Here is a 25964-nt window from a genome sequence, read left to right as displayed (position 1 = left end):
ACAAAAAATGAATTCATTAAAGACTTGTTAATTAAAGTAAAAATTGAGCTCTTGGTTGTAAATTGTAAATAAAAAAAGGATGATGGAAAAAGCGATTTTAGCAGGTGGATGTTTTTGGTGTACCGAAGCCGTTTTTCAAAGAGTGAAAGGAGTGGAGCAGGTGCGATCTGGTTTTTGTGGTGGTTTTATTAAAAACCCTCCATATAGAGAGGTGATGCAAGGAAGAACTGGTCATGCAGAGGCTATTGAAATAACTTATAACAATGATATAGTTTCATTTAAAGAATTATTACAAGTATTTATGGCTACTCATGATCCTACTACTTTAAATAGGCAACAATATGATGTAGGTACACAATATAGAAGTGCTATTCTATATGTAAATGAAGAGCAAGAGAAAATAGCTAAAGAGCTGGTTAGAGAACTCGATGCATCTTCTACATTTGACGATCCTATTGTTACTGAAATAGCACCTGCAATTGAGTTTTATCTAGCCGAAGAAGGGCATAATGATTATTACAATAATAATCGTGATCAACGATACTGTCAGGTGATTATAGATCCTAAGATTAAGAAATTAATGGATGGCTTTAAAGAGCTCGCAGTGTAAAATAAAAAAAAGCTCCTTTATGGAGCTTTTTTATTATGAATGATCTACATCTATGACGTTTTCTTCTTTTTCTACACCTGATTTGATCAGGTAAGTATAACACCACATTATGGTAAATGATGGAATCACGTCCATACCTGGCATTAATTCTTCTATGGTTGTAAGTACCCCAGCTGTTACTCCAGATTTACCTGGATATAATTTGGTCATTAAATAACCTGCAATGGGTGCCCAACCTAAATCCAGTATTTCAGTAAACCCTAGTGGTACAGATGCCATACCAATTAGGTCTAATACAATACTAGCAATTAATTTTGAACGTTTTGATTGAAACATATATTTGAATTTAATACTAGTGTATAGTCAAATAACGTTCCAAAAAGAGGTTTTAGTGTAATTTTGAGCTAATTAGGTTCATAAACTCGCTACGCGTTTCTACTTTTTCAAATTGACCTCTGAAACCACTAGTGGTAGTAACGCTGTTTTGTTTTTGTACGCCGCGCATCATCATACACATATGAGAAGCTTCTATTACTACAGCTACACCTTGCGGCTTTAATGTTTTATCAATGCACTCTAATATATCGTGAGTAAGTCTTTCTTGTACTTGTAATCTACGTGCAAACACGTCTACTATACGAGGTATCTTAGAAAGCCCTACGATATGTCCATTAGGTATATAAGCAATGTGCGCTTTACCAAAGAAAGGCAGCATGTGGTGCTCGCATAGAGAATATAACTCTATATCTTTAATGATTACCATGTCATTGTAATCCTCTGCAAACATGGCTCCTTTAAGGATTTCAGCTGGGTCTATATCATAACCAGACGTTAGAAATTGCATTGCTTTGGCAGCTCTTTCAGGAGTTTTAACTAACCCTTCTCGAGTTACATCTTCTCCTATTTCTTTAATAACGTCGCGATACTTGTCCTGAATCTCTTCGGTGATCTTAATGTTATACTCTTCAAAAACTCTATATGGCGCCATAATATTGATATATGATTCAAAGTTAATCCAAAATCGTTTAACTAAATAATTGAGATGTTAAACGTTTAAAAATTTAAAGTTACACCTAAAGTGTTCGTGGTGGCTGTTATGTTAAACACCATTTTTTTTGGATTCTGGCCAGTTTTACCTGTACCGTACCTTTTCTCACCATATCCATTTCTAGTATCTAAGTACCTGTCTACAGCTTCTACAGTAGCAATAGTAATAGCCATACTAAGAACTACGTCTGTTAAAAAGTGTGCTCCTGCCCATAATCTAGATACTGGCGATATGAGACCTACCGTATAAATACCAGCTTTTACAAATGGGTTATCAAAATGTTTTGCTAGGGCATAAGCTGTGGTAAATGCAAGTACAGTGTGCCCAGATGGAAATGATCTAAAACCAGACTCTCCTGAAAATGGTCTAAATTCATTTCTCCCTAGATCAGTTTCTGGTCTAGCTCTTCCTGTTAATGTCTTTAATATTTGTTGTAAAAGTCCACCAGCTGTTGCGCTAGATATCATTAAGACACCAGTACGTCTCCATTCTGGGTCTTTAGTTATTAATCCGTAAGCATAAATACCAGCAGTAACACCATAATTGTTTTGTGGACTACCAAAGTACCAACCAAAATCCTTGATGTAAGTAGGGATGTCTTTTTCTTGTCTTCTAAAGTAATCACTAGATTCATTATCAAATGTATAAAGACCACCAACTAATAATCCAGTGGCTCCAGCTCTATAGAAGTCATTTTTTTGCCAATTAAAAGGTCTCAGATAGGAGTAGCCAACACCATTAAGTGCATTAAGACCATCGTATTTAAGTAATTGCCATGTATTCATTTCTTCTACATCTACAGCTGTATAAGAATCTGGCTTGAAATTTTGCGAATAAAGACTGGAAACAGCCAATAATAGCACTAACGTAAAAATATTTTTCAAAAAATTCATAGATGCAAAATTAAGTAATTCAAGTAGTTATTAACCTATGCGAATTAAGTCATTTTTATTTTTCATTTTTATTGTTGCACTTTATAAAATAGTATTATATTTGCAACCGCTTAGAGATAATTTAAGCATTAGGGCTCGTAGCTCAGCTGGATAGAGCACCTCCCTTCTAAGGAGGCGGTCATAGGTTCGAATCCTATCGGGCTCACAAAAACGTTCTTACTTAATTGTAAGGACGTTTTTTGCTTTATATCAATTTCCTACTTAATCTTTTCTTATAAAGCATAAAAAAAGTGCTTTTGTTTTTTATCGACAATAGCACTTTTTTATAAAAATTAACTGATTTATTGAACTGTGTAAGTCGTTAAATTTTGAGTTGTTAAAATACTAGCACTTTGTGGTACTGGTAACGTAAGACCTAAAGTTGAATAATCTCTTAATTCATAATCTAGTTGATTATCTGATTTTATTAAACCTATGTCCTTTGACCAGTAATTATCTACAACTATAACGTCTTGAGGATCTAATAAAGGTACTTGTTGAGTAAAATTACCTATTGTTACATCTGTAGATATTGTTGCGTTGATAATAAGTTGTGAGTGTATAATATCGCTATAAGTAACACCTTCTACTACCATTTGAGCTACATCTGCCTGTTGTACAGTTCTAACTTGATACGTGATATCTAGATCATAAACATCTACTGTTTGTGAGGTAGTACCAGTTGTTGAGAACAGCTCAGTGTTAACGTTTGCATTTTGATCATATAAGGTACCATTTACAATAGCTACATTAAAATTACTTAAACCTTGTAAGCCGAAGTCAATGTTTCCATTGCCTATTAAAGTACCGTTTTCATCCTTTAAAGCTCCACCACTTAAAATACGTGTCATGAATCCTGCAGGATCAGTGGGATCTGATGTAAGTGTGAACTCTGTACCAGAGACTGTCTCTACCGTAAGGGATTCGTTAGAAGGTGTGTCTGTACCTGTTGTTATTTCAAAATTCCATGTATTTGTAACAGACAGTGGAAAATAATTAAAGTCTGTGTTAGTCATGTTGCCGTCATTATCATCGCTAGAATCACATGATATGACAGCTATTAAGCAAAAAGCAAATAGGATTTTGTTGAACATAATTAGTTGTTTTGAACTTTATTAGGATTAGGAGCTGAGATGGGGAAGTCTAGTTTTGAAGCAAACTCTACTGGTACACTATAACTTACCGTTACTGCTTTACCATTTTTCATAGCAGGCTTTAAAGTAGGCAACATATTTAAAACACGACTCATTTCTTTTTTCAAAATGTCTTGAGTAGAAACAGAAGTAATACCTTCTATACGACCTTCTTCATTTATTGAAAATTGAGATACAACTCGTTGTTTTCCTAAAAGGTTACTTTGTTTAGCAAGATCTTTATTAATGTTTTTATTGATAAAACTTGTAATGCTAGTTGAAAAACAGTTTTTAGAATCTTCTATTTTACAGTTATCAAATAATGGTGCTTGATCAACGTTGTCCATCGATAATGCTTCTAAGGATGAGCTTTGAGCATAACCTATTGATCCTACTAGAAGCGTTGCGATTATAAGTATTTTTTTCATTTTCTATTATTTTTTTTCAAATATATTAGATTTAGCAAGCATTAAGTTAAAAGTAGTGTAGCTTTTATTTCATGTGGTTTTATCCTAATTTATTAACTGTTTATCTTAATTAATAAGGTGCGTAGGTCACTGGTATGCTATATGGCACCGACACAGGTTCTCCTTTTTGTAAACCAGGTATCATTTTAGGGATGCTATAAACGACTCTTTTTGCTTCCAAAGCTAAGAATTTGTTAGAACCTCGTGCTCTTACATTTGATATTATACCTTCTTCATTAACCGAGTATAGTACATAGGTTCTTGTTCTTTTTTGGACTCCAAATTGTTTTCCTATAGAACTGTCATAATTCCTACTTATGTGTCTTTGTAATGTGTGATTAGTACATCGTTGAATTTCTGTATTTGTAGTATCTGGACAACTTTCAAACCTAGGTTGTTTTTCTATCACTTGAAAATCTTCAATATTTATGGGTTTATCATCATGGTTGCTTTCTTTTTCATCTTCTTCCATCTTTGATTTTTTATAAGCTTCTTCTTCATAAGTTAGGTCTAGAAGTATTTGTGCTTTTTTAGAGTAAGAGGAATAAGTGGTATTCATGTCTAAAACCTTTTGATAATAAGTTCTAGCGTCTTCAGTTTTACCATAAGCGTGTAAGATAAAACCTCTTAGGTAATACAATTCTTCTAATTCTGTTGGATCATTATCTTGAAGAGCTTTGTCTATAAGATCTGTACCTAAGTCAATTTCTCCTGAAGATAAAGCCATTTTTGCCTTTGAATAATTAGAAATTACAACCTCATTTACTGTTGCTACTTTTTTAGATTTACAAGACGGTAGTAGAAGTATCGCAGCGACAATTATAAATAGAATGTTTTTCATAAAGATATTTTACATGTAAAAGTGATTGTTACCTACAAAGCTAATGCTATTGATGCATTATATTTGCTCACATGGCAGGAAATACCTTTGGTAAAAACTTTACCGTTATAACATATGGAGAATCACATGGCGCTGCAATAGGTGGTGTTATAGATGGTTGCCCAGCAGGAATAGATATAGATCTAGAAGCAATTCAATACGATCTAGATAGACGCAAACCAGGACAAAGTAAAATTGTTACACAACGCAAAGAAAGCGATACGGTGCAGTTTTATTCGGGAATATTTGAAGGGAAAACTACAGGAACTCCTATAGGTTTTCAGATTGTAAATGAGAACCAAAAGTCAAAAGACTATTCCCATATAAAAGATACTTTTAGACCTAGTCATGCAGATAAGGTGTATGAAGATAAATATGGACATCGTGATTATCGCGGTGGTGGTCGCAGCAGCGCTAGAGAAACGGCTAGTAGAGTAGTAGCAGGTGCTATCGCAAAACAAATGCTTTCACAAATTAAAGTGACTGCGTTCACTAGTAGTGTAGGTGATATTTTTATTGATAAACCTTATCAAGCACTTGACTTCTCAGAAATTGAAAACAATATCGTACGCTGTGCAGACCCAGTTACTGCAAAAGCTATGGAAGAAAGAATACTCCAAATAAGAAAAGAAGGAGATACCATAGGTGGTACTATAACTTGCGTTGTGCAAGGAGTACCGGCAGGATTAGGAGAACCAGCCTTTGATAAACTACATGCAGATTTAGGAAAAGCGATGCTATCCATAAATGCGGTAAAAGGTTTTGAGTACGGTAGTGGTTTTTGCGGTGCAAAAATGAAAGGTAGTGAGCATAACGACCTTTATAATACAGACGGTTCGACCAAAACTAATTTAAGTGGTGGTATACAAGGTGGTATTTCTAACGGTATGGACATCTATTTTAGAGTAGCTTTTAAACCAGTAGCAACTATTATGCAATCACAAGAAACCATTAATTCTAATGGTGATATAGTAGAGATGCAAGGTAAAGGTAGGCACGACCCATGTGTGGTGCCTAGAGCTGTAGTTATTGTAGAAGCTATGGCAGCCTTAGTTCTTGCAGATCATTTTTTGAGAGCACGTACATCAAAAATTTAATATGTCGGTACGAGATTTATTTAGATTAGTATTTAAAAGTATAGGGGTAGTAAGTTTATTCTACGTGTTTATCAGTTTGTTTTCATTAGTATTTCCTATTATGGAAAGTGAAAACACAATGAGTATTTTATTAATGGCTGCATCCTTATTGTTAGTCAGTATAGTTATTTACTTTGTTTTTTTTGTGTTTGTAGACCAGCTTATAACTGTTTTAAAATTGGATAAAGGTTTTGATACTACACAGATCACACTAGGAGCTGTGAAAACAGAAAAAATATTTGAAGTGATTTTGTTCACTTTGGGAATGATGAATATCATTGATGTACTTCCAGATTTCTTGCATTGGGTATTTAAAAAGTTTCAAAGTGATGTTTCTCACAGCACTAACGATTTATATTTAAACGACTTTTATTCAGGATCAGTCACTTATGACATTACCTATGATATTTTTTATTTACTCATAGGACTACTCGTTATTTTGCTTAGAAAGCAGATAATCAATTTGTTAGATTAAGATAGTTTTAGTTTCGCTTTCGCGAAAGCGGAAACACCACAAAAACTTTAAGTATATTACACCACATAGAAAAAAAGAAGACGTCTTTACATGAAGAAATTAGCATTACACTGGCAGATATTAATAGGAATGATTCTCGGAATCGCATTTGGGTTTATTCTTATGCAACTAGGTTGGGGACAAGAAGAAATTTTTGTTAAAACTATTGCCTCAAAGGTAGATATTAAGAATAGTATCGTTGATGGTAAAATTATTACTACAGAATCTATTATACCAGCTAAAGATGTTTATATTTCTAATGCACGTCATTTTGTTAGTCGTTGGATAGAGCCTTTTGGTAAAATCTTTGTCAACCTTCTTAAATTAATAGCTGTACCATTAATTCTGGCATCTCTTATAAAAGGAATATCCGACCTTAAGGATATTGCAAAATTCCGTAATATGGGATTGCGTACTGTGGTTATATATATTGCAACCACGGTAATAGCTATTTCTATAGGTCTTGTGTTAGTAAACGTTTTTGAACCAGGAGAAGGAATTTCTCAACAAACTATAGACAATCTTAGTGCTACGTATGTGGGTAATTCAAATATTCAAGGAAAACTAGCGACTGCTGCAGCTCAAAAAGATGCTGGGCCATTGCAAGCGCTGGTTGATATGGTACCTAGCAATGCCGTTGCTGCGATGTCTAACAATAGTCTCATGTTGCAAGTAATTTTCTTTGCAATATTCTTAGGGATTTCTATGCTATTAATAGGAGAGAAAAGAGCACAACCGTTAAAAGACTTTTTTGATAGTTTAAATGATGTTGTTCTTAAAATGGTAGATCTTATCATGCTTTTTGCTCCATTTGCTGTATTTGCATTATTAGCGACAGTAGTAGTAACGTCAGACGATCCAGAGGTGCTTCTTGCTTTACTTTATTATGCACTTACTGTAGTGGCTGGTCTAGTATTAATGATAGTGGTTTACTGTGTGATTTTTGCGCTTTACGTTAAAAAATCTCCATTGTGGTTCTTAAAACAAATTGCACCAGCACAATTACTTGCCTTTTCAACTAGTTCGAGCGCGGCTACATTACCAGTTACTATGGAACGTGTAGAAGAGCATATGGGTGTGGAGAAAGAGGTTGCTAGTTTTGTGCTACCGGTAGGAGCCACCATTAATATGGATGGTACGAGTCTTTATCAGGCAGTTGCAGCCGTATTTGTGTGTCAGGCCTTGGGTATTGATCTATCTTTGAGTGCACAGTTAACAATTGTCTTAACTGCCTTGCTAGCATCTATAGGTAGTGCTGCCGTACCAGGTGCTGGAATGGTTATGTTAGTAATCGTGCTAGAATCAATTGATTTTCCTAGCGACTTATTACCAGTTGCTCTAGCATTAATTTTTGCTGTAGATAGACCTCTCGACATGTTGCGTACAACAGTAAATGTCACTGGTGATGCCACAGTCGCGTCAGTAGTAGCAAAGTCACTCGGTAAATTTGGTAAACCCAAAGTAAAAGACTGGGATGATAATCTAAACGAGGTCACTTCATAATAATTTTGTTAACGCTTTGTTAATTATTTATCAATAAGGTAACATATAGTTCATGTGTTTATGAGTTTTAAAAGCTATATTTATAGTTCTTAAAGCTCATAAGATGAATAGATTAATACTCATTACCACCTTATTGCTGTCTCATTTATTAATGGCACAGGTAGGAATAGGTACCGCAACTCCAGATCCAGCCGCTGTTCTAGATATCAATTCTGAAATAGAAAGTGGTGTTTATGGAGGTTTAAAATTACCGACTGTTACCATCGCTCAAAGAGCAACTATAGCAACACCTATACCTGACGGTTTGATGATATATCTTAAGGACGGAAACATACGTTGCGTTCAGATATTTGATGAAACAAGAAGTCAATGGATGAATTGGTACTGTATGAATGAAGTGCCAGAAGCATCGAGTGTTGATTATACAGGAGTTTTAGAAGTAGGAGAAAGTTTAAATGGTAGTTATTCTTATAGTGATGGAGAAAATGATTCAGAATCAGGTTCTGTCTTTCAATGGTATCGTGCAGATGACGTGAGTGGAACTAATCAGGTTGCTATAGTTGGTGCTACTAGTCTTAATTATACAACTGTAGCTGCAGATGGTGGTTTCTTTATCTCTTTAGGAATTACTCCTTATGCAAGTTCTGGAGCTAGTCCTGGTGTAGAAATGTTAAGTGATTATAGAGAGATTGAATTTAAACAGACAGAAATTGATTTTGCATCTGTATCTACTAATTTGTTAGAAGATGATGTCACTACTATTACTATAAATGTAATAAACCCAAGTCCTTCTGTAGATACTGTTGTAGAACTGAACCTTAATTCTAGTAGTACGATAGGTATATTAGGTGTCGATTATGACATAGATAATAATAGCAATACTGTAACTTCTTATCCTTTTACGGTTACTGTACCAGCAGGTGCAACAACGATAAGCTTTGACATATACTCCTATGCAGATGATGAAAATGCTATAGATGAAATTTTGATTCTTGATATGCAGAATCAGTCAGGAGGAATTAATACGATAATAGGTACTAATGCATCTCATACTATTACAATGAACGATGACGATAGTGCTACTCAGGTTCAATTTAATAGTATTGCTTATTCTGAGACTGAAGACGGACTTGTAGGTTCTATAGATGTGGATATAATAAATCCGTCTAGTATGACAGCTACATCAGTAGAGGTTGTTTTAAATGGATCTTCAACTGCTGTTAACGGTACTGATTATGATACTGATGGACTAGGTACGTCATTGACCTTTCCTATAACCTTAACCTTTCCTGCTGGTAGCTCTACCTCTCAACAAGTTGATTTTTTTATTACTAATGATTTATTGTCAGAGGGAGATGAAACTGTAATCTTAGATTTACAAAATATAAGTGGAGGAATAAGTGCAGAGATAGGCACTAATGCTTCTACTACATTTACAATAATTGATGATGAGATACCATTATTTGTGGAAATGAATCAAGATTTTGACTCTAATGTTAATTGGGGATACACCGTTTCTCCTAATGCATATCATGTGGGTGAGGATGTCTGGGATATTGTAAATTCTATGACCTCTATATCTACTTTAAATAATAATTTTTGGGGTATGCGGGATCTTAATAATAATATTGGAGGTGGTGATTTTCTACATACATTAACATTTGCAGATGTAGATGTTTCTGGCGCAATTAATCCTATTTTTAGTTTTGATTATGAATCACAAGATTTAAACGCTGGAGCAGACCGATATGGCTACGAGTTATTTTATGATGGAGTAAGTCAGGGTGAGATAAATATTTGCGCTGGTTGTGATACTGACTTACAAGGAACGATTACTGTTAATATTCCTGCGACAGTAACCACCTTTAGTGTTGTTATGTACGGTAGATTTAATGGTGGTAGTGACCTTGCCGCTTTTGATAACTTTAGACTTTATCAATAATGAAATATTTTAAAACTCTTTTTATCCTTATACCTTTCATGATCTCAGCTCAGGTTGGAGTGAATACAGATTCACCTCACCCTTCAACTGTCTTAGATATTGATAGTAATAACACCATCAATTTTGGCGGTTTGTTAATTCCGAGCATACTAGAAGCACAGAAAAGTTTAGTTTTAACGACTATTGAGTCAGAAGGTACTCTGCTTTTTGTGACGTACCCTAGTGGAGTTCGTTGTTTAGAAATTTATGACGGTACTCAAAATGTATGGCAAAAAATCAACTGTTTAAATTTAGACCCAGTCATACTTTATTCTGAAGACTTTGAAAGTTATGTAGATGGCACAGGTATTAATAGTTCTGGTGGTTCAGGTGATTATCCTTCGTCAGTGTCTAAATGGATTCTCAATGATGTTTTGGGGAGCCTAGCGTCATCAGATTATGTAGAAACTCAATCTGGTGTTTTAGAAGCAAATGATACTAATGGACCTATACAATTTGATACGCAGTCTATAGATATTACTGGGTATTCAAATATTTCTTTTAGCCTAGACATTAGTGGATCAGGTACACTAGAATATAATCCCTCTCTACATGCAACTGACGATACCAATATGGTAAATGACTATGTCAACGTATCTTATTCAGTAGATAATAGTCCTTTTGTTACCATAACTGACTTTAACGGTAATGGTAATGTAAATCATACATTGCTACCTTATTATGTAAGCGGTGGTGCTGGTAGTGCTCCATATTTCCCAAATGACACCGTTGTTTTTACCGGTTTAAGTGGTTCTTCTTTAGTGATAAGAGTTCAATTTCAAAATTGGGCTGGTGATGAATTCTTTTACATAGACAACATAGAAGTATTAGGTAATTAATCCAAATTCTTTTTTCTAATCGTATTTTATGAGAAAGAAATGATTATTCATGAATTATGTTAATTCCTTCTTAGATTTAATGCATCTTATGAAAACAAATCCTTAAAAGGGTTAATTTTACTTATATCATTATTTATCGGTCTGTTGCTTTTTTGTAAAAGTGAGACCATTTATTAGTTAATATATATTTAAAACCCTCATAGCATCTCATTACATGGTTAAATTATCTATTCTTGAAATCATAGAACGAATTGAAAACGAAGAAATATTCCATGCCGTAGTAGATGATTATTCTTTTTCAATAAAGATAGATGACTACGTACCATATGCTTGTGCTGCGATTAATAACGGTCATCATTTTTCACAAAATCTATGGGATAATTGTTTGCTCAATAATCAAGAGCGCTGGTATGAAGAAGACCCTAGTACTGGGCAGATGATAGCTGGTTTACCTATAACTTTAATAGCTCTAGATAGTAGATTTGAGTATGACTTAAACAGACACCCACAAGATGCTATTTATGAAACAGCTTTGGGAAAAAATGTTTGGAGAAAACCGTTAAATTCAGATCAACATGATAGATCCATCCGTAAACATGATAATTTTTATAAGGTAGTGCTCACCCTTATGGTAAAGCTAGAAGAACTATTCGGGAGTACGGTTTTTTATGATTTACATTCTTATAATTATAAGAGATGGGATAGAGTAGTGCCTGTTTTTAACATAGGTACTAGTAATGTCGATAAAGAAAAATATGGCACCGCTATAACGCAATGGCAGGATATTTTAGATGGAATGTCGTTACCTATAGATCAAAAAGTAGTGTGTAAGATAAACGATGTTTTTGAAGGAAATGGTTACTTCTCGAGATACGTAACTGCAAATTCATTAAATTCTTTAGTATTAACGACACATGTGGCAAAAATTTACTGTAATGAAACGTCTGGAAAAATTTATCCAGAAGTGGTGCATTCTATACAAGATCTTTTCAAATATTATATAAAAGCTCATGCCCATCGTTTTTATGATAGACATGATGCTTATTAATATTTAAATAACGAGAAGTTGTTTTACTGTTCCGCTTTCGCGAAAGCGGAATTACCAAAAATAATGCAATAAGTACGTATATCTTATCTCTTAATATACATCACTGCAGAGTCTTCAATGTATTTAGTAGGCTTAAATTGTAAGATAAAATTTTCTTTTACAAGTTTTAAGTCCTCTCTTAATTCTTTGGCTCTTTTTACAAATTCTTTGGAGAAATTATCTTCATTAGAGAATTTAACAAATAGCTTTTCATACTTCTCAATATTGTTGAGCATGCGACCAGTAAGCTCTCCAAAACGTATTCTTATAGATTGTACCTGGTACATGTAGGTTTCTACATTACCCATCCAGTTTTGATTATTACCGTTTTCTAAGGTATTTAATTTCAATAATATTTTATCTCTACTGTACAACTTAAAAGCATCGATATCTGAGTCTAGAGTGGCTGTTAGGAAAGTCTTGTACTTAGTTCTATCTATATTGTAAAAAGCAATTTGCTTATCTACTAGCGCCTCATATTCTGACTGTAGTTCTTTTAACTCGCTGTCTATGGTTTTCCATTCATTGTCGAGTATAGATTTTTCAGATTCAAATTGACCAATAGAGTTTAAGAGCATTAAAACTCTCGGTGTTTTTTCTATAAGGTCTTTGTCTCTACCTTTTAACTGTGATAAAATTAATGTGATTCCAGAGGTTACCGACTGTGAAATAGAACCAAAAAGTGGGATGTCATTAGTAGAATCACTTATCAAAGAGACGGTTCTATTAATAAAATCGAGTGTAGCGTTGTCTCCTTTTTTCTTTACATACCATTTATCATACTCAGACTTCCATGCTGTAAATTCTGAGTAGCCTTGTAGGTTATCAAATTTACCTAGTTTGGTATAAAACCCATTTGAGGATAAATATAACTTTGCAGGTTGTATATCTTTTTGGATTTTGATAAGTTCAGTAAAAGCAAGTTGTCCGTTAGATTTAATCTTTACTTTAGGACTTTCTTCTAGTATTTTAATTCGGTTATCTAGTTCCTTCTGTATCTGTTCTTGCAAGTCTAATTTGCGACCATATTGTTTACCACTTATTTGCGATAATTGCTCGGTTAAATTGGTAATTTTGAATTGATTGTTATTTAATTCTTTCTGTAGTTTATTGAGTTCAACATCTCTTTCTGTTTTAATCTGTTCAGAAATAGTGTCGTCTTGGGCTTGTGCGGTAAAAGTAATGGTACAAAATAGTAAGAGCGATAACAATTTTTGCATGGGAATAAATTTGGTTTTCATTTCTTAAAACGCATTTAAGAACTTTCTATTTGATATTTTAAAATTTAAATATATTAAAAAGGGAGTTATTAAGGATTACCTATTAAAAGGTATTTTATCGTCTCATTTTTTAAGAGCCTACAAAGTCAGTACTATTTCATGTATATTAAGATTAAAAACAAGGTAATTAACCTTACTATAAATAGGTGTACCTCTCAGAGAATATGTAATATTGCAAACACCAAAAAATAGCTATGTCAGATTTACGTAAACAGTTAGAAGACCGATCAGGAAACGCTTGTGAGCTTTGTGCTGCAACAGATACACTAGAAGTAAAGGTTAACCTCGATACTTATCAAGTACCAGATTCTCCTAAGAATGTTAAAGACACAGCTATTCTAGCTTGTGAGACTTGTAGAACACAACTAGAAGATGAATCTCTAGTAGACGCAAATCACTGGCGAGCGCTTAATGACTCTATGTGGAGTCCAGTGCCTGCTGTGCAAGTAGTAGTTTACCGCATGTTAGATCAATTAAGACCTCATGGATGGCCTGTAGACCTTATTGATATGATGTATCTAGAAGACAGTACTAAACAATGGGCCGAGGATGGTATACACCGTGGTCCTAAAATCATTCATAAAGATGTAAATGGTAATATTCTTCAAAGAGGTGATAGTATCGTAATCATTAAAGATTTACCGGTTAAAGGTTCTAGTCTTATCGCAAAGCGAGGTACAGCGGTACGTAATATCTCTTTAGTGCATGATAACGCAAACCAGATAGAAGGTAAGGTAGGGCCTACACAAGTGGTTTTATTAACGCAATTTGTAAAGAAAACTTCTAAAGAAGATTAGAAATTTAAAATAGGCTTTGTTGCCCATTTGATAAATCAACTCCTTCCATGTGAAGGAGTTTTTTTTTGGCAGGTAGTCCACCAGCATACCCAGTTAACGATCCGTCGGCACCTATAATGCGGTGACATGGTATAATTATAGAAATGGCATTTGCTCCATTTGCACCAGCTACTGCTCGTATAGCTTTTTCATTATTTAGCTTTCGCGAAAGGGTAACATAACTACAAGTCTTTCCATAAGGAATAGTCTGTAGTGATTTCCATACGGTTTTTTGAAAATCTGTACCGAGAAGTAAAAGCGGTATATCAAATATTTGAAGATCGCCTTTAAAATAGAGATCTAATTGTTTTATAGTAAATTCTAGAAGTGAGTGTTGCCCTTCTTTATAGTTAGAGTTTAAAATACTTTGAACACGAGTGTCTATCTGGTGACGTTGTTTTCTATAGCGCCAGTCTGCTAGGCACAATTGATCTTTATAGACGCCTAGAATTAATTCACCTACAGGAGATTTATAATAGGTTGTAATAATGTTATTCATAACGCAATGACTCGATAGGGTCAAGTCTTGCAGCTTTAATAGCAGGTATAAGACCAGATGCTATAGCTATGGCGATAGATACTATGGTTGCTGCAATAATCGCACTCCACGGTATTTCAAACGGTATTTCAAATCCAGAAGAGACTAGAAAACCTATTAACATACCTAGTAAAATACCTAAAAAGCTACCATACTGACTTATTAAAAAGGTCTCAATAAAAAATTGCCATGAGATGGTACTACGTTTTGCACCTAGAGCTTTTCTTACACCTATTTCCCTGGTACGCTCTGTTACAGAAACCAGCATGATATTCATTAATGCAATAGAAGAACCAAAGATGGTAATGACACTTATTATAATAGCGGCAAAATTTAAAATACCTTTTAGATCATCTAACTGACTCATTAATTGGTCACTTTGTATAACACCAAAGTTAGTAGACTCTACAGGAGATAGACCTCTAATATTACGCATAAGAACAAGAGCCTGATCCTTTGCAGTATCCATAAGATTCTGATCAAACACCTTAACACTTAAATCATAATTAATGTTAGGAGAGGTGTAAATACCACGGGCAACATCGATAGGTATTAATACACGTAAATCAACATTGTTACCAAAGGTAGAACCCTTTGCTTCTAGTATACCTACTACAGTAAATTTATTACCTCTTATACTTAATGTCTTACCTATAGGGTTAAAACCTTGAAAAAGTTCTTCTTCCATATCACTACCTATGATACAGACTTTTGATTTGTTTTTAATATCTAGAGAAGAGAACATACGTCCTTCTCCTAGTTTAATCCCTGCATTTTCTGCATAATGCTCGTTAACGCCTGCAACGATTACGTTAGGTTTTGTTTTACGGTCTTCACTTTTTACCTCTGCAGCGCTAGTGGCCTGAAAAGAAAGTCCTACCTGTGTATAAGCTGGATCATATAATTCTTCAAATTCCTTAACCTCTCTATAAGTTATAATAGGATTAACAACAGTACGCTTGTTACCACCACGTCGTTGAAAAGTTTGTGCATACCGCTGTATGTAAAACGTATTAGTCCCTATTCCAGAAAATCCATTGGAAAGGGTAGAGGATAATGCATTTACAGAACTAAGTATACCTACTAGGGCAGTTATACCTATGGCTATAATGATAATGGTAAGTATGGTACGCAACAACTGACCTTTAATGCTCTGTTGTGCGATGCTTATATTTTGGCGTAGTAATCCTAACATGGAAGTAAGACTTATAAATCGATAGAAAGTTACAAGATCTAGGTATAAATTATCTTTTTATTAAAATTAGTTTATGAACAAGCATGAGATAACTGTTTATATTTGCATCCTTAAATATTATTATGGCAAAGAAACCATCCATTCCTAAAGGTACAAGAGATTTTAGTCCACTAGAAGTACAGCGCAGACAGTACATCATGAATAAAATTCAGCATCATTTTGAGTTGTATGGATTCATGCCTATAGAAACACCTAGTTTTGAGAACTCTGATACCTTAATGGGTAAATATGGAGAAGAAGGTGACCGTCTTATATTTAAAATTTTAAATAGTGGTGAGTATCTTAAAAAAGCTAGCCCAGAACTATTAGAAACAGGAAAAGAAAACCAGCTGACTTCTCAAATTTCTGAAAAAGCACTGCGTTATGATCTTACCGTACCATTTGCTAGGTATGTAGTACAACATCAAAATGATATCACATTCCCATTTAAGCGTTACCAAATGCAAAATGTATGGCGTGCAGATAGACCACAGAAAGGGCGTTTTAGAGAGTTTACACAATGTGATGCAGACGTGGTAGGAAGTAATTCTTTATTACAAGAAGTAGAACTGGTACAATTATATGATGCCGTTTTTACAGATCTAGATCTTAAAGCGTGCACTATAAAAATAAACAACCGTAAAGTTCTTGCTGGTATTGCCGAGGTGATGGGAGCTGAGGATAAGTTGATAGACTTTACTGTAGCTCTTGATAAACTAGATAAGATAGGTAAAGAGAAAGTACAAGAAGAGATGCTTTCCAAGGGAATCGATCAAAAAGCGATCGATCTTTTAGATCCTGTTTTTTCACTTACCGGTAGCTATGCAGAGAAGATTGCAAGCATGAAGGAATTGCTTAAAGATTCTGAAATAGGGCTTAAGGGTATTGAAGAATTAGAATTTATAAATTCCTCTATAACTCAAATGCCATTAAAAAGTGCCGTTCTAGATCTAGACATCACACTTGCACGTGGACTTAATTATTACACAGGCTGCATTTTTGAAGTTGCCGCGCCAGAAGGTGTTGCTATGGGAAGTATAGGCGGTGGTGGTCGTTATGATGACCTTACTGGTATATTTGGTTTAAAAGATGTGAGTGGTGTAGGTATCAGTTTTGGACTGGACCGTATTTATTTAGTGATAGAACAATTAAATCTATTCCCAGACTCTGTTAGAGCAGGAGTAGAGGTGTTGTTTATTAACTTTGGTAAGTCTGAAGCGCAATATTGTGCTGGATGGTTATCTCGCTTTCGCGAAAGCGGAATTAAAACAGAGCTCTATCCAGATAGTGCAAAAATGAAGAAACAAATGAGCTATGCAGACCGTAATGCCATACCTTATGTGATTCTAGCTGGTGAGAATGAAATAAATGATGGAAAGCTAAATTTGAAGAATATGGCTAGTGGTGAACAACTACAATTAACTCCAGAAGAGATTATTTCTAGATTTTCTTAAAATAGTAAATTTTTTATATAAACAAAAGCCTTTGAAATTAATCAAAGGCTTTTGTCATTATATAGCAGGCTATTTCTTTATTTAATAATCACTTTGCGAGATTGTAAACCAAAGTTAGTGTCTAGTACAATGATGTAATTACCGCTTGCTAGGTTAGCTACTGGCACGGATATGATACCATCCTGGTCGGTAACGTCCCATGTTTTTACTTGCTGTCCTAACATGTTAGTAAGGGTTAAAGTTTCTACTAGAATCTGTTGTCCTTTCTTTATATTGAGAGTTTCTGTACCTGCAGGCGTGTAAACGATAAGATCATTTTCTTGTAATACAACGTCTTCATTACTCAAAGTTACTGGATCGTTAAATACTATAGAGTAACGTGTAGAGTTTACACCAGCAGCAAGGATTGGGCTGTGGTAATCTCCATTCATTAAATCAGTATAGGTATTTAATACAGCGTCTTTCAAGAATATTTTTTGCGTTGATTCTACATTTTTAATATCATCTAGTTTTATAGTAATACTTCCTGCGGCATCTAGTTTTACCATAAGAGGTAATTCTACGAGAGGATCCATAGCATTAATTCCTTGAATGGAAAGGTTTTGATTTCCTAAAATAAATGCCATGTCGTCTATTTGTTCATCTATTTGAACACCGTCAAAAGCATTATCATAACTCATAGAAGCATTTGCATCTATGGTAAGTAATAGCTGTCTGTGAATCGTACTAGGACTATCAAAACCTAATCTTATTTTAGGTCTAGGGTCATTAATACCGTTGTAATCATCATAAGCGACGTTACCAGAACTTGCTCCAGGTGCAGCAACAAATAAACTGTTACCTGAGGCTTCGGTAACAAAGTTTCTTTGATCATTTCTAAATCTTATAGTACCGTCTGTTATACCTGTTACAAAGAAACCTTGCGCTACCGGTACAAAACGTTCTGGACGTTTAGTAGGAATACCTCCTTGGTTCACATCAGGATTAGAGGTTCCTATCGTTGCATTTGCGACACCACCAGAGTAGTTGTACATCGCATATCCACCTTGGTATCTAGCTAGTATGTGTGTGTTTCCACCCCAGTGTTCCCAAAAGTATAAGGTACCATCTAGATTAGGATTATCTGATATAAATTCATGGGCATCTAGTGCGCTAGGGTAGGGATTACCTATTAAGTAATCATTACCAGCATTGATAGGAAGATCTATATCTCCATTATTAGGTTTACCTACAAATACATAATTCTGTTCTGTAGCAGATCCTGTTCCCTTCATAGTCCATCCTTCTCCTGAGTTAATAGCCCCATTAGATCCGGCATACTGCCAGTTAGAATAAGTATTACTGGTTAAATTACTGTATTTATATAACCATCTACCAGAAATAGTTGCTGCTGTTGTAGCGTCTCCAGGAATACCATCTCTTACTCCAGTTCCTGTCCAATTGAGATCTCGTGGGGTATTTACTAGAGTACCGTCTTTAAGTACGTTATCTAGAGTATATCCATTATTGTTGCTGTTAACAGTTGTAATGCTTACAGGAGAACTCCAGTAATTATAATCATATGTTATACCTGTTCCTTGTTGATCTCTTTCTATATAACCTGTTGTAGATTCTAATAAATCGCTATTAGTTAATTGTACTAATTGTGATTCTCCTTTTAAATCTATAGAGCTTTGAAGATCTAGAACATGAGTTATGGTTAAACCATGATCATTATCTACGTTCATTTCTTTACTTTCTACAAATAAGCCTAATAGAATTATATCTGTATTAGAAATAGTTACTTCGTCTTTAGTCCTAACAATGTTCCAATTTATCTTTTCAACGACTCCATTTATTACTCTCGTACTACCAGGTGTATAGAGAAGAGAGCCGTTTTCCCAACTAGAAGTATTTTCCCATACTCCATCAGCACCACTGATGTAAGGTAATGGCGCCGTTTGATTTCTTAATTCAAAATAATTTTCATTTGCCATTCTACCATATCCTTTGTTTACTGACTCATCATTTAATGCTGTTCCTATAAAGCTGTTCATACTATAGTAAGCAGTAAGATCATTCCAGTTTAATCCAGATATATCATTCTTAGTAATGGTAGTAGGTATGGTTTTACCAGCAACAAGATTTGAATTTTCTTGTAGCTCTTGGTTCATGATAAATCGTATTTGATTTTGACTTAGTGCAATATCCCACATTCTAATTTCGTCTATTTCTCCATTAAAATGATCATGAGCAGTTTCATCTTCATCTATTCTAGCACCTATGCCTAATAGGTTTCCATCTGGTAAAGGAGTAGAGAAGGGTTCTTGAATATCTAGAACACCATCTATATAAATTTTTGCAGTAGTCCCATCATAAGAGAAACCTATATGTCTCCATACACCATCACTCAAAGCAGTATTAGATACCATTTCTTGTAAGGTACTTCCATTCCATCTTAGGGAAATGCGGTTGTCATTCTTAAGAGATAATTGAAAACCAGTACCGTCTGCTCTTTTTGCAACGATAGTTCTTTCTGTATTAGTACTGTTGAGTCCTGCACTAAGTACCCACGCACTTGCAGAGAAGTTACTACCTAAACCTTGTGGATTATCGATGATGATATGGTCATCTACACCATCAAAAGAAACACTTCTATCGTCATATTTTACATCGGTAATACCTAATGTGAAGTATTTGATTCCGTCAAAATTATATGACGCTCTTTCATAAGACCCATCATTGGAGAAAAATCGAGTTTCTAGGTTAGTTGTGAAATTAGCATCGTCTGCTACTATTAATACGTATTCTCTATTGGCGGTTAGTGCTGGTAAACCTGAAAAATCAGAAGTAGCTACTCTTACTTCTGTTGTAGCAATGTCAGTAGCAGTCTTTTCTTCTATTTTCCATATGCGATTTACCCTAGTGAGACTAGTAGATACTGAATTTGCAATACCTAAGTCGTGATTTATAACAGTAGCGTATGCGTTCAAGTCCTGACCATTGTGTCCCCAGAAAAGGAAGTCCTTGTCATTTTCAAATACTTCTAAATTTTGAGAACCTAAATCTTCCACCTTATCTAGACCTATTGCTACTATACTTGTAGAGTTCTCGCTTTTAGATTGTTTTTGAAATAATTCAGATTTATCGTCACGCGCTATGGCAGCAACATCATAATTAAATTGTGTGTTTGAGCTATAATCCCATATAACATTATCATCAGAATCTAGATAATCCCAGTCAGCTCTATGATCATCTAGTGTACTACTAGGTTGATGAAGAGAAACCCCATTTTTAATAGCTAGATATGAATAGATTCTTTGTTGTACTAATTCTGACTTTCTATCGCGATAACTGAAAACTTCTGTAATCTCACCGTTGAGGTGTGTTTCAAAAGGAAGACCGTTTAATTGATATCTACCAGCAGCTATATAAAAAGGTTTATTTGAAAAACCACTAAAATTTAATGTCTGTCTTGTCACTTGTGTTACACCTGTCTGATTATCGATTTTACGACCGTTTAAATAAATTTCAGTTTGGTTATTTGCAGGGTTGTTTTTCACATTCAGAATATGTACATCATCAAAAGTTCCTGAAGCATCAGATAGTGCTCTTCCATAACTACCATCTGCTGGGTCATTTTCAGATACTGTTCCAACACTATGAGCAATCACCTCGTCATCATAACGTGCAGATACAGGTCCCCAGCCTAATCCAGAAGGATCTTTTGCAGGATTAACAGGAGCATATTTTGCACCTAATAACATAGTCTCACCAGCTAGTGCTCCTGTCATATCTATGGTACTTCTAACAACTATCCAATAATCGTTTGAGTTAAATCCTCCTTTACCTCTTAAATGTTGTTGTTGAGATCTATCAAATGCAACAGTAGAGTTAAAGTTAATATTGTTGGTGACGTTATTAGCAAAAACAGGTGCGCTGGCAGGGACTTCAAATGCATCGTTATCGAGAGCTTGATCCTCCCATAATGGCAACAAAGTACCGTCGGTAGATGCAATATCTTGTGATCTTAACCACAGAGTAAGATTATCGTTAACATCTGCTGGACCGTCAGGTGCGGTGTCTGTAATAATTTTGCGTCCAGTAATAATAATATTGTCAAAAAGGACCCCATCATCTGTATTAGAACCATCACTTGCAAATGCTATTCTAAATCTCAAATTAGGATTATTAGAAGCAATAGTAGGTAAGTCATGGCTAGCTTCTTCAAATCTACTTAATGAGTTATCTAAATTTGAATTATCACCAGTCCAGCCGTCTGCATTATTTGCAAAACCATCTACATCTCCAGAATTATACCAGTTCTCGCCAGATGAATCTGTCCCCAAAGTATTCCAGGTAGCACCACCATTACTACTATATTGTACTCTCATACCGTCATCACCGTCGTTAGTATTAGTCCTGAAATCTATCCAGAATTTTAAATCTGTATAACCTAATGTGGATATTATAGGGCTCGTTACGGTAGCGCTAGCGTTAGAAGGGAAGTTGTTCCAGTTATCAGTATACCAATAATCTCCTTCACCTTTTTCATTAAAAACGGTACCAAGGCTAAATTCAAAACCACTAATAGAAGTAGAGGTCCATCCACCAGTCCCAGCATCAAAATTTTCATAATAAAGAGTAGATACTGGTCCAGCAGAGCTAGCTGTTATATTAAAGTTGTAAGTACCTTCATCAGCATCATTAGAATTTAATTCTATGGTGGCGTGACTTAATCCAGGAACGCTACGCGAGAATTCAATGGTAAAATCACTAGAAGATCCTGCAGGTATACTATTTAAAGGTTGTGATGTTACAGCAAAGTCTCCAGCATTAACACCACTAATGGTTACAGGAGCTCCTGACAAGGTAAGTGGTCCAGTTCCAGTATTTTCAATAGTAAATGTTTTTGATAAGGAAGTTGATCCATCTGCAGTACCGAAGTCGGTCGAGTCTGCAGTATCTGGAGTGCTGTCATTATTAGAAATGCTTAATCCGTTACCTATGATATCTATTTCTGGAGTAGGTGCACCACAACCACCACCAGAAACATTGAAGAAAAAGGACGCGCCACTTTGACCACCAGTTATTGTAGAAGTTAGAACAGGGCTTCCGCCAGAATTTACAGTAACAGAGCTGGTTCCCCATCCGTTATTGAATCTATCAAAAAGTCTAACTCTATAATTGTTTGCGTCAGGAAGGCACCCAAAGTCGATAGTCGTTGAGTATGATGTATTGGCTCCGTTATAACAGTTAGTAGGATTACAGTATCTACCTAATTCAGTTCCAGCTGGATCATACACCAATACGTAATTTTGACCAGAATTTGTGGGCCAATTGATATCCAGAGTGACTCTACTAGTTTGTGCTATGCTAGAAACGCTTATTAGAAAGAATAAAATAAATACAAGAGAATAGTTTTGTTCAGGTTGGGTAATTTTTTTCATGTGTACTTAAAATTGAATTCAGGGTACACGAATTTAAATGTCATTTATCGATATAAATTGTATTTGAGCAATAATATCGATGAATTACCCATTTATTTTACCATTCATCGGTTGTTAGTAGTACGGTTGTATCGATAAATTGTTGTTTAATCGGTTTAAACGTGCTAATTATTAGTACTATACACTGTTAAATGGAATTTATGATAAAATATAGATTCTTTTTAGGAGGTTAACATTTGTATAAAGAGATATTGATCTAAATTGATCTAAATTGATGCTATGATGAGGTATGTATTAAATAGGAGTGGAAGAATCTTAAAGAAACAATGTATTGATAACCATATTTAAGTATTTAATTTATTTTATCAATAGGTAAATGTTGTAATGTTCAACTTTAAAATTCTTTTTTAATTGTAGGAAGTCTAAAATCTAATCTAGTTGCTGGTAAAATTAAGTAGGGAAGAAGAGTATGTAAATAAAAAAAATCCCTTACTAAAAATAATAAGGGATTTGTAGCGTGGGGCGGGCACGATCCGCCGACCTCAGCATTATGAGTGCTGCGCTCTAACCAACTGAGCTACCACGCCATTTTACTTAATTACATTACCGTTTTTAAGCGGCTGCAAATATACATTAATTAATTTTTGAAATCCAAATGTTATTCATTAAAAATTTAGATTAATTTGTTTTTTAATGAAACAAATTAAGCCTTATATTGCCACAAAAGTTTATTAAATGCAAGAACCAATCAAATTTGACCTAGAGTTTCCTATACAAGCTTCACCTACTTTATTATATCAACACGTTGCGACTCCTTCTGGAATGTCTGAATGGTTTGCTGATAATGTAAATAGTCGTGGAGAATATTTCAAATTTATTTGGGACGGACAAGAGGAAGTAGCAAAAATAATTAAAAGAGTAGCGGGAGAAAGAGCTCGTTTTCAATGGGATTATGATGAGGATACTGAAAAGTTCTTTGAACTCAGAATTCAAGTTGATGAAATAACTAAAGATGTTTCCTTAATGATTACTGATTTCGGTGATGATGATGACGAGGTAGAAGAACAAAAAATGTTCTGGGAAAATCAAATTAGTGCTCTAAAAAAGGTCATAGGATCCAGATAATAGATAATTAAGAATTAATTTTGAGCCCTGAAATACAGGGCTTTTTTTTATGGTAATAGTTAATCAAGAATTTTTAGAAGAACAAGATGCATTAATTCCTTTTGATAATAGAGGTACCTTTTATGGTGATGGTGTGTTTGAAACATTAAGATGCTATAATGGCGTAGCATTATTATTTGAAGATCATTATTTTAGATTAATGTCTAGCATGCGCATTTTGCGTATGGATATTCCAGATTTTTTTACACCAGAGTTTTTAGAAGAAAGTATTTTAGAACTTTTAACTAACAAAGGTCTAGAAAAAAATCACGCTAGAGTAAGAATCACAATTTGGAGAAAATCTGGTGGACTTTACACGCCAGAAGATCTCGGTGTTAACTATTCTATTTCTTGTACTCCATTAGAACATACATACATAAATGATGGAAAGAAAGAGGTAGACTTATTCAAAGATCATCTAGTCTATGCGTCTATGCTTAGCAATTTGAAATCTACTAATAAAGCGATCAATATTCTAGCTGGTATTTTTGCCAAAGAGAATAGCTATGATGATTTGTTATTACTCAATCAAAATAAAATGATTGTAGAGGCCATATCTGGAAATGTATTCTTACGTAAAGGTGATGTCATTAAAACACCACCTATTTCTGATGGTTGTTTAACAGGAATAATGAGAGCTCAAATAATTAAGCAACTTAAGAAAATGCTTAATTATCAATTTGTAGAAGAAACTATCACACCATTTGAATTACAAAGAGCAGATGAAATCTTTGTTACTAATATGGTTAAAGGTGTTCAAAGCATTACTAAATATCGTAAAAAAGAATATAGCCTGGATACGGCAAATGAATTAACAGAATTACTTAACGACACCTTCTTTCATTAATTGTAAGAAGGGTTTTCTGGCGCGTTAGACCATAATTCATAAGCACCACCTAGGTTTTTCATTTTCTTCTTCCAGATATCATGCATATTGTCAGATAGTAGGTCTTTACTGTCTGTATTTTCTACCACTACCCAAGAATGAGAGTCTAATTCATTTTCTAGTTGAGAGCGTTCCCAACCAGAATAACCTAGAAAGAACTTTATTTCTTCACCAGTAATAATCCCTTTTTTTAAAAGATCACTTACAGCGTGAAAATCACCGCCCCAGTATATACCATCTTCTATTAAATGAGATTCTGGTATAAGGTCTGGAATGTTGTGTAAGAAATATAGATTATCTGTTTCTACTGGGCCGCCCTGATAGACTTCTAGTTTTAATGAGATTTCAGGTATCAATTGATCAAGAGTACAGTCTAGTGGTTTATTAAGTATAAAACCCACCACACCTTCTGTATTAAACTCAGTAAGTAATATAACCGACCTTGAGAATGAATCATCACCGATAACAGACGGTTCTGAAACCAAAAGATTTCCTTTTTCTGGAATTACATTTTTCATAGAGTTTAATTAGTTAAAATAAACTTAATAAAAATTTACCAATTTCCTACTAATTTTATCAATTTAGAATGTATCTAGTGATAATTAATCAAAAAAGTAGGTTAAAAAGAAAAGTCCCGAGCTTAAACTAGTTAAGTCGGGACTTTTAAATGTTTAAACTAATTTAAAATTAGTTTACAGCTTTTTGTAAATCACTACCTGCTTTGAATTTTACAACTTTCTTTGCAGCGATCTTAATAGTTTTACCAGTTTGTGGGTTTCTACCTTCACGTGCAGCTCTTTTAGAAACTGAGAAAGAACCGAATCCTACTAGAGATACTCTATCTCCTTTTTTAAGAGACTGTTCTACATTTCCTAAAAATGATTCTAATGCTTTTTTTGCTGCTGCTTTTGAAATTCCAGCATGCTCTGCCATTCCTTCGATTAAATCTGTCTTGTTCATAATTGAATTTAAATTAATGTTGGTTAAACTAAAACGTGAAACAAATTTATACG

The 25964-nt window shown here is 34.5% G+C and carries 23 protein-coding genes and 2 tRNA genes; 12 read left to right on the top strand and 13 right to left on the bottom strand.

The window, feature by feature from the left end:
• The first annotated feature begins 82 nt into the window (after positions 1–82).
• A complete protein-coding gene (msrA, locus tag LY01_RS06285; RefSeq protein ID WP_104514976.1) occupies positions 83–610 on the top strand; it encodes a peptide-methionine (S)-S-oxide reductase MsrA in 528 nt (175 codons plus the stop codon).
• A gap of 33 nt (positions 611–643) precedes the next feature.
• Here the strand turns inward: msrA and LY01_RS06280 are convergent, their stop codons facing one another.
• The 3 genes from LY01_RS06280 to LY01_RS06270 all read right to left on the bottom strand — a co-directional run bounded on the left by LY01_RS06280 (position 644) and on the right by LY01_RS06270 (position 2551).
• Positions 644–946, bottom strand: coding sequence for a hypothetical protein (locus LY01_RS06280; protein ID WP_104514975.1), 303 nt, complete (start codon positions 944–946; stop codon positions 644–646).
• Positions 947–998: 52 nt separating this feature from the next.
• Entirely contained in the window at positions 999–1598 is a 600-nt protein-coding gene (folE, locus tag LY01_RS06275; RefSeq protein ID WP_104514974.1) for a GTP cyclohydrolase I FolE, read from the bottom strand.
• Positions 1599–1663: 65 nt separating this feature from the next.
• Positions 1664–2551, bottom strand: coding sequence for a phosphatase PAP2 family protein (locus LY01_RS06270; protein WP_104514973.1), 888 nt, complete (start codon positions 2549–2551; stop codon positions 1664–1666).
• Between the two features lie 131 nt (positions 2552–2682).
• Between LY01_RS06270 and LY01_RS06265 the strand changes: the two genes are divergently transcribed.
• Positions 2683–2756 (top strand) — tRNA-Arg (locus tag LY01_RS06265).
• A 136-nt stretch (positions 2757–2892) separates the two neighbouring features.
• Here LY01_RS06265 and LY01_RS06260 read toward each other — a convergent pair.
• From LY01_RS06260 to LY01_RS06250, 3 genes are all read right to left on the bottom strand, one after another.
• Complete coding sequence (locus tag LY01_RS06260; RefSeq protein ID WP_104514972.1) at positions 2893–3684, bottom strand: chorismate synthase; 792 nt, start codon at positions 3682–3684, stop codon at positions 2893–2895.
• A gap of 2 nt (positions 3685–3686) precedes the next feature.
• Positions 3687–4151: an energy transducer TonB gene (locus LY01_RS06255; protein ID WP_104514971.1), complete on the bottom strand. Its 465-nt coding sequence runs from the start codon at positions 4149–4151 to the stop codon at positions 3687–3689.
• A 109-nt stretch (positions 4152–4260) separates the two neighbouring features.
• Positions 4261–5031 carry a hypothetical protein gene (locus LY01_RS06250; RefSeq protein ID WP_104514970.1) on the bottom strand — a complete coding sequence of 257 codons (771 nt, stop codon included), beginning with the start codon at positions 5029–5031 and terminating at the stop codon, positions 4261–4263.
• A 71-nt stretch (positions 5032–5102) separates the two neighbouring features.
• Here LY01_RS06250 and aroC point away from each other — a divergent pair, with 71 nt between their 5' ends.
• The 6 genes from aroC (at position 5103) to LY01_RS06220 (ending at position 12091) form a co-directional block, all read left to right on the top strand.
• Positions 5103–6167 (top strand): chorismate synthase, encoded by a 1065-nt coding sequence (gene aroC, locus LY01_RS06245; RefSeq protein ID WP_104514969.1) that lies wholly within the window; start codon positions 5103–5105, stop codon positions 6165–6167.
• A gap of 1 nt (position 6168) precedes the next feature.
• Positions 6169–6681, top strand: a complete 513-nt coding sequence (locus tag LY01_RS06240) for a hypothetical protein (RefSeq protein ID WP_104514968.1) — start codon at positions 6169–6171, stop codon at positions 6679–6681.
• 90 nt (positions 6682–6771) lie between these two features.
• Positions 6772–8223 (top strand): dicarboxylate/amino acid:cation symporter, encoded by a 1452-nt coding sequence (locus LY01_RS06235; protein ID WP_104514967.1) that lies wholly within the window; start codon positions 6772–6774, stop codon positions 8221–8223.
• Positions 8224–8326: 103 nt separating this feature from the next.
• Positions 8327–10165: a hypothetical protein gene (locus LY01_RS06230; RefSeq protein WP_146080372.1), complete on the top strand. Its 1839-nt coding sequence runs from the start codon at positions 8327–8329 to the stop codon at positions 10163–10165.
• The gene (locus LY01_RS06225) at positions 10165–11043 is read left to right on the top strand and encodes a hypothetical protein (RefSeq protein WP_104514965.1); all 879 of its coding nucleotides are present in this window, start codon (positions 10165–10167) and stop codon (positions 11041–11043) included. The genes LY01_RS06230 and LY01_RS06225 overlap by 1 nt, the downstream gene beginning before the upstream one ends.
• A gap of 214 nt (positions 11044–11257) precedes the next feature.
• Positions 11258–12091, top strand: coding sequence for an N-formylglutamate amidohydrolase (locus LY01_RS06220; protein ID WP_104514964.1), 834 nt, complete (start codon positions 11258–11260; stop codon positions 12089–12091).
• Positions 12092–12174: 83 nt separating this feature from the next.
• On the opposite strand, the gene LY01_RS06215 is transcribed toward LY01_RS06220, so the two are convergent.
• The gene (locus LY01_RS06215) at positions 12175–13350 is read right to left on the bottom strand and encodes a hypothetical protein (protein ID WP_146080371.1); all 1176 of its coding nucleotides are present in this window, start codon (positions 13348–13350) and stop codon (positions 12175–12177) included.
• A gap of 254 nt (positions 13351–13604) precedes the next feature.
• On the opposite strand from LY01_RS06215, the gene LY01_RS06210 reads away from it, so the two are divergent.
• A complete protein-coding gene (locus LY01_RS06210) occupies positions 13605–14207 on the top strand; it encodes a PhnA domain-containing protein (RefSeq protein WP_104514962.1) in 603 nt (200 codons plus the stop codon).
• Between the two features lie 4 nt (positions 14208–14211).
• Here the strand turns inward: LY01_RS06210 and LY01_RS06205 are convergent, their stop codons facing one another.
• On the bottom strand, positions 14212–14745 hold the full coding sequence (locus LY01_RS06205) for a methylated-DNA--[protein]-cysteine S-methyltransferase (RefSeq protein ID WP_104514961.1): 534 nt from the start codon (positions 14743–14745) through the stop codon (positions 14212–14214).
• Positions 14738–15979 (bottom strand): ABC transporter permease, encoded by a 1242-nt coding sequence (locus LY01_RS06200; RefSeq protein ID WP_104514960.1) that lies wholly within the window; start codon positions 15977–15979, stop codon positions 14738–14740. Before LY01_RS06200 ends, LY01_RS06205 begins: the two co-directional genes overlap by 8 nt.
• 122 nt (positions 15980–16101) lie before the next feature.
• On the opposite strand from LY01_RS06200, the gene hisS reads away from it, so the two are divergent.
• A complete protein-coding gene (hisS, locus tag LY01_RS06195) occupies positions 16102–17472 on the top strand; it encodes a histidine--tRNA ligase (protein ID WP_104514959.1) in 1371 nt (456 codons plus the stop codon).
• Positions 17473–17549: 77 nt separating this feature from the next.
• On the opposite strand, the gene LY01_RS06190 is transcribed toward hisS, so the two are convergent.
• Positions 17550–22901 carry a LamG-like jellyroll fold domain-containing protein gene (locus LY01_RS06190; protein ID WP_104514958.1) on the bottom strand — a complete coding sequence of 1784 codons (5352 nt, stop codon included), beginning with the start codon at positions 22899–22901 and terminating at the stop codon, positions 17550–17552.
• A gap of 513 nt (positions 22902–23414) precedes the next feature.
• Positions 23415–23488 (bottom strand) — tRNA-Met (locus LY01_RS06185).
• Positions 23489–23636: 148 nt separating this feature from the next.
• On the opposite strand from LY01_RS06185, the gene LY01_RS06180 reads away from it, so the two are divergent.
• Together LY01_RS06180 and LY01_RS06175 are read left to right on the top strand one after the other, a co-directional pair.
• A complete protein-coding gene (locus tag LY01_RS06180; protein WP_104514957.1) occupies positions 23637–24026 on the top strand; it encodes an START-like domain-containing protein in 390 nt (129 codons plus the stop codon).
• A gap of 49 nt (positions 24027–24075) precedes the next feature.
• Positions 24076–24912, top strand: coding sequence for an aminotransferase class IV (locus LY01_RS06175; RefSeq protein WP_104514956.1), 837 nt, complete (start codon positions 24076–24078; stop codon positions 24910–24912).
• Here the strand turns inward: LY01_RS06175 and LY01_RS06170 are convergent.
• Together LY01_RS06170 and LY01_RS06165 are read right to left on the bottom strand one after the other, a co-directional pair.
• Positions 24909–25469, bottom strand: a complete 561-nt coding sequence (locus tag LY01_RS06170) for a YqgE/AlgH family protein (RefSeq protein ID WP_104514955.1) — start codon at positions 25467–25469, stop codon at positions 24909–24911. The genes LY01_RS06175 and LY01_RS06170 overlap by 4 nt on opposite strands.
• Before the next feature lie 169 nt (positions 25470–25638).
• Positions 25639–25911, bottom strand: coding sequence for an HU family DNA-binding protein (locus tag LY01_RS06165; protein WP_104514954.1), 273 nt, complete (start codon positions 25909–25911; stop codon positions 25639–25641).
• Positions 25912–25964 lie beyond the last annotated feature (53 nt).

The organism is Nonlabens xylanidelens (genome assembly GCF_002934445.1).
In the GTDB taxonomy this organism is placed as follows: domain Bacteria; phylum Bacteroidota; class Bacteroidia; order Flavobacteriales; family Flavobacteriaceae; genus Nonlabens; species Nonlabens xylanidelens.
This window is presented reverse-complemented; position numbering and strand designations above follow the sequence as displayed.

Bases quoted from the DNA above. Each gene is read 5' to 3' on its own strand.
- msrA (WP_104514976.1), top strand. From the start codon at position 83: ATGGAAAAAGCGATTTTAGCAGGTGGATGTTTTTGGTGTACCGAAGCC.
- LY01_RS06280 (WP_104514975.1), bottom strand. From the start codon at position 946: ATGTTTCAATCAAAACGTTCAAAATTAATTGCTAGTATTGTATTAGAC.
- folE (WP_104514974.1), bottom strand. From the start codon at position 1,598: ATGGCGCCATATAGAGTTTTTGAAGAGTATAACATTAAGATCACCGAA.
- LY01_RS06270 (WP_104514973.1), bottom strand. From the start codon at position 2,551: ATGAATTTTTTGAAAAATATTTTTACGTTAGTGCTATTATTGGCTGTT.
- LY01_RS06260 (WP_104514972.1), bottom strand. From the start codon at position 3,684: ATGTTCAACAAAATCCTATTTGCTTTTTGCTTAATAGCTGTCATATCA.
- LY01_RS06255 (WP_104514971.1), bottom strand. From the start codon at position 4,151: ATGAAAAAAATACTTATAATCGCAACGCTTCTAGTAGGATCAATAGGT.
- LY01_RS06250 (WP_104514970.1), bottom strand. From the start codon at position 5,031: ATGAAAAACATTCTATTTATAATTGTCGCTGCGATACTTCTACTACCG.
- aroC (WP_104514969.1), top strand. From the start codon at position 5,103: ATGGCAGGAAATACCTTTGGTAAAAACTTTACCGTTATAACATATGGA.
- LY01_RS06240 (WP_104514968.1), top strand. From the start codon at position 6,169: ATGTCGGTACGAGATTTATTTAGATTAGTATTTAAAAGTATAGGGGTA.
- LY01_RS06235 (WP_104514967.1), top strand. From the start codon at position 6,772: ATGAAGAAATTAGCATTACACTGGCAGATATTAATAGGAATGATTCTC.
- LY01_RS06230 (WP_146080372.1), top strand. From the start codon at position 8,327: ATGAATAGATTAATACTCATTACCACCTTATTGCTGTCTCATTTATTA.
- LY01_RS06225 (WP_104514965.1), top strand. From the start codon at position 10,165: ATGAAATATTTTAAAACTCTTTTTATCCTTATACCTTTCATGATCTCA.
- LY01_RS06220 (WP_104514964.1), top strand. From the start codon at position 11,258: ATGGTTAAATTATCTATTCTTGAAATCATAGAACGAATTGAAAACGAA.
- LY01_RS06215 (WP_146080371.1), bottom strand. From the start codon at position 13,350: ATGCAAAAATTGTTATCGCTCTTACTATTTTGTACCATTACTTTTACC.
- LY01_RS06210 (WP_104514962.1), top strand. From the start codon at position 13,605: ATGTCAGATTTACGTAAACAGTTAGAAGACCGATCAGGAAACGCTTGT.
- LY01_RS06205 (WP_104514961.1), bottom strand. From the start codon at position 14,745: ATGAATAACATTATTACAACCTATTATAAATCTCCTGTAGGTGAATTA.
- LY01_RS06200 (WP_104514960.1), bottom strand. From the start codon at position 15,979: ATGTTAGGATTACTACGCCAAAATATAAGCATCGCACAACAGAGCATT.
- hisS (WP_104514959.1), top strand. From the start codon at position 16,102: ATGGCAAAGAAACCATCCATTCCTAAAGGTACAAGAGATTTTAGTCCA.
- LY01_RS06190 (WP_104514958.1), bottom strand. From the start codon at position 22,901: ATGAAAAAAATTACCCAACCTGAACAAAACTATTCTCTTGTATTTATT.
- LY01_RS06180 (WP_104514957.1), top strand. From the start codon at position 23,637: ATGCAAGAACCAATCAAATTTGACCTAGAGTTTCCTATACAAGCTTCA.
- LY01_RS06175 (WP_104514956.1), top strand. From the start codon at position 24,076: ATGGTAATAGTTAATCAAGAATTTTTAGAAGAACAAGATGCATTAATT.
- LY01_RS06170 (WP_104514955.1), bottom strand. From the start codon at position 25,469: ATGAAAAATGTAATTCCAGAAAAAGGAAATCTTTTGGTTTCAGAACCG.
- LY01_RS06165 (WP_104514954.1), bottom strand. From the start codon at position 25,911: ATGAACAAGACAGATTTAATCGAAGGAATGGCAGAGCATGCTGGAATT.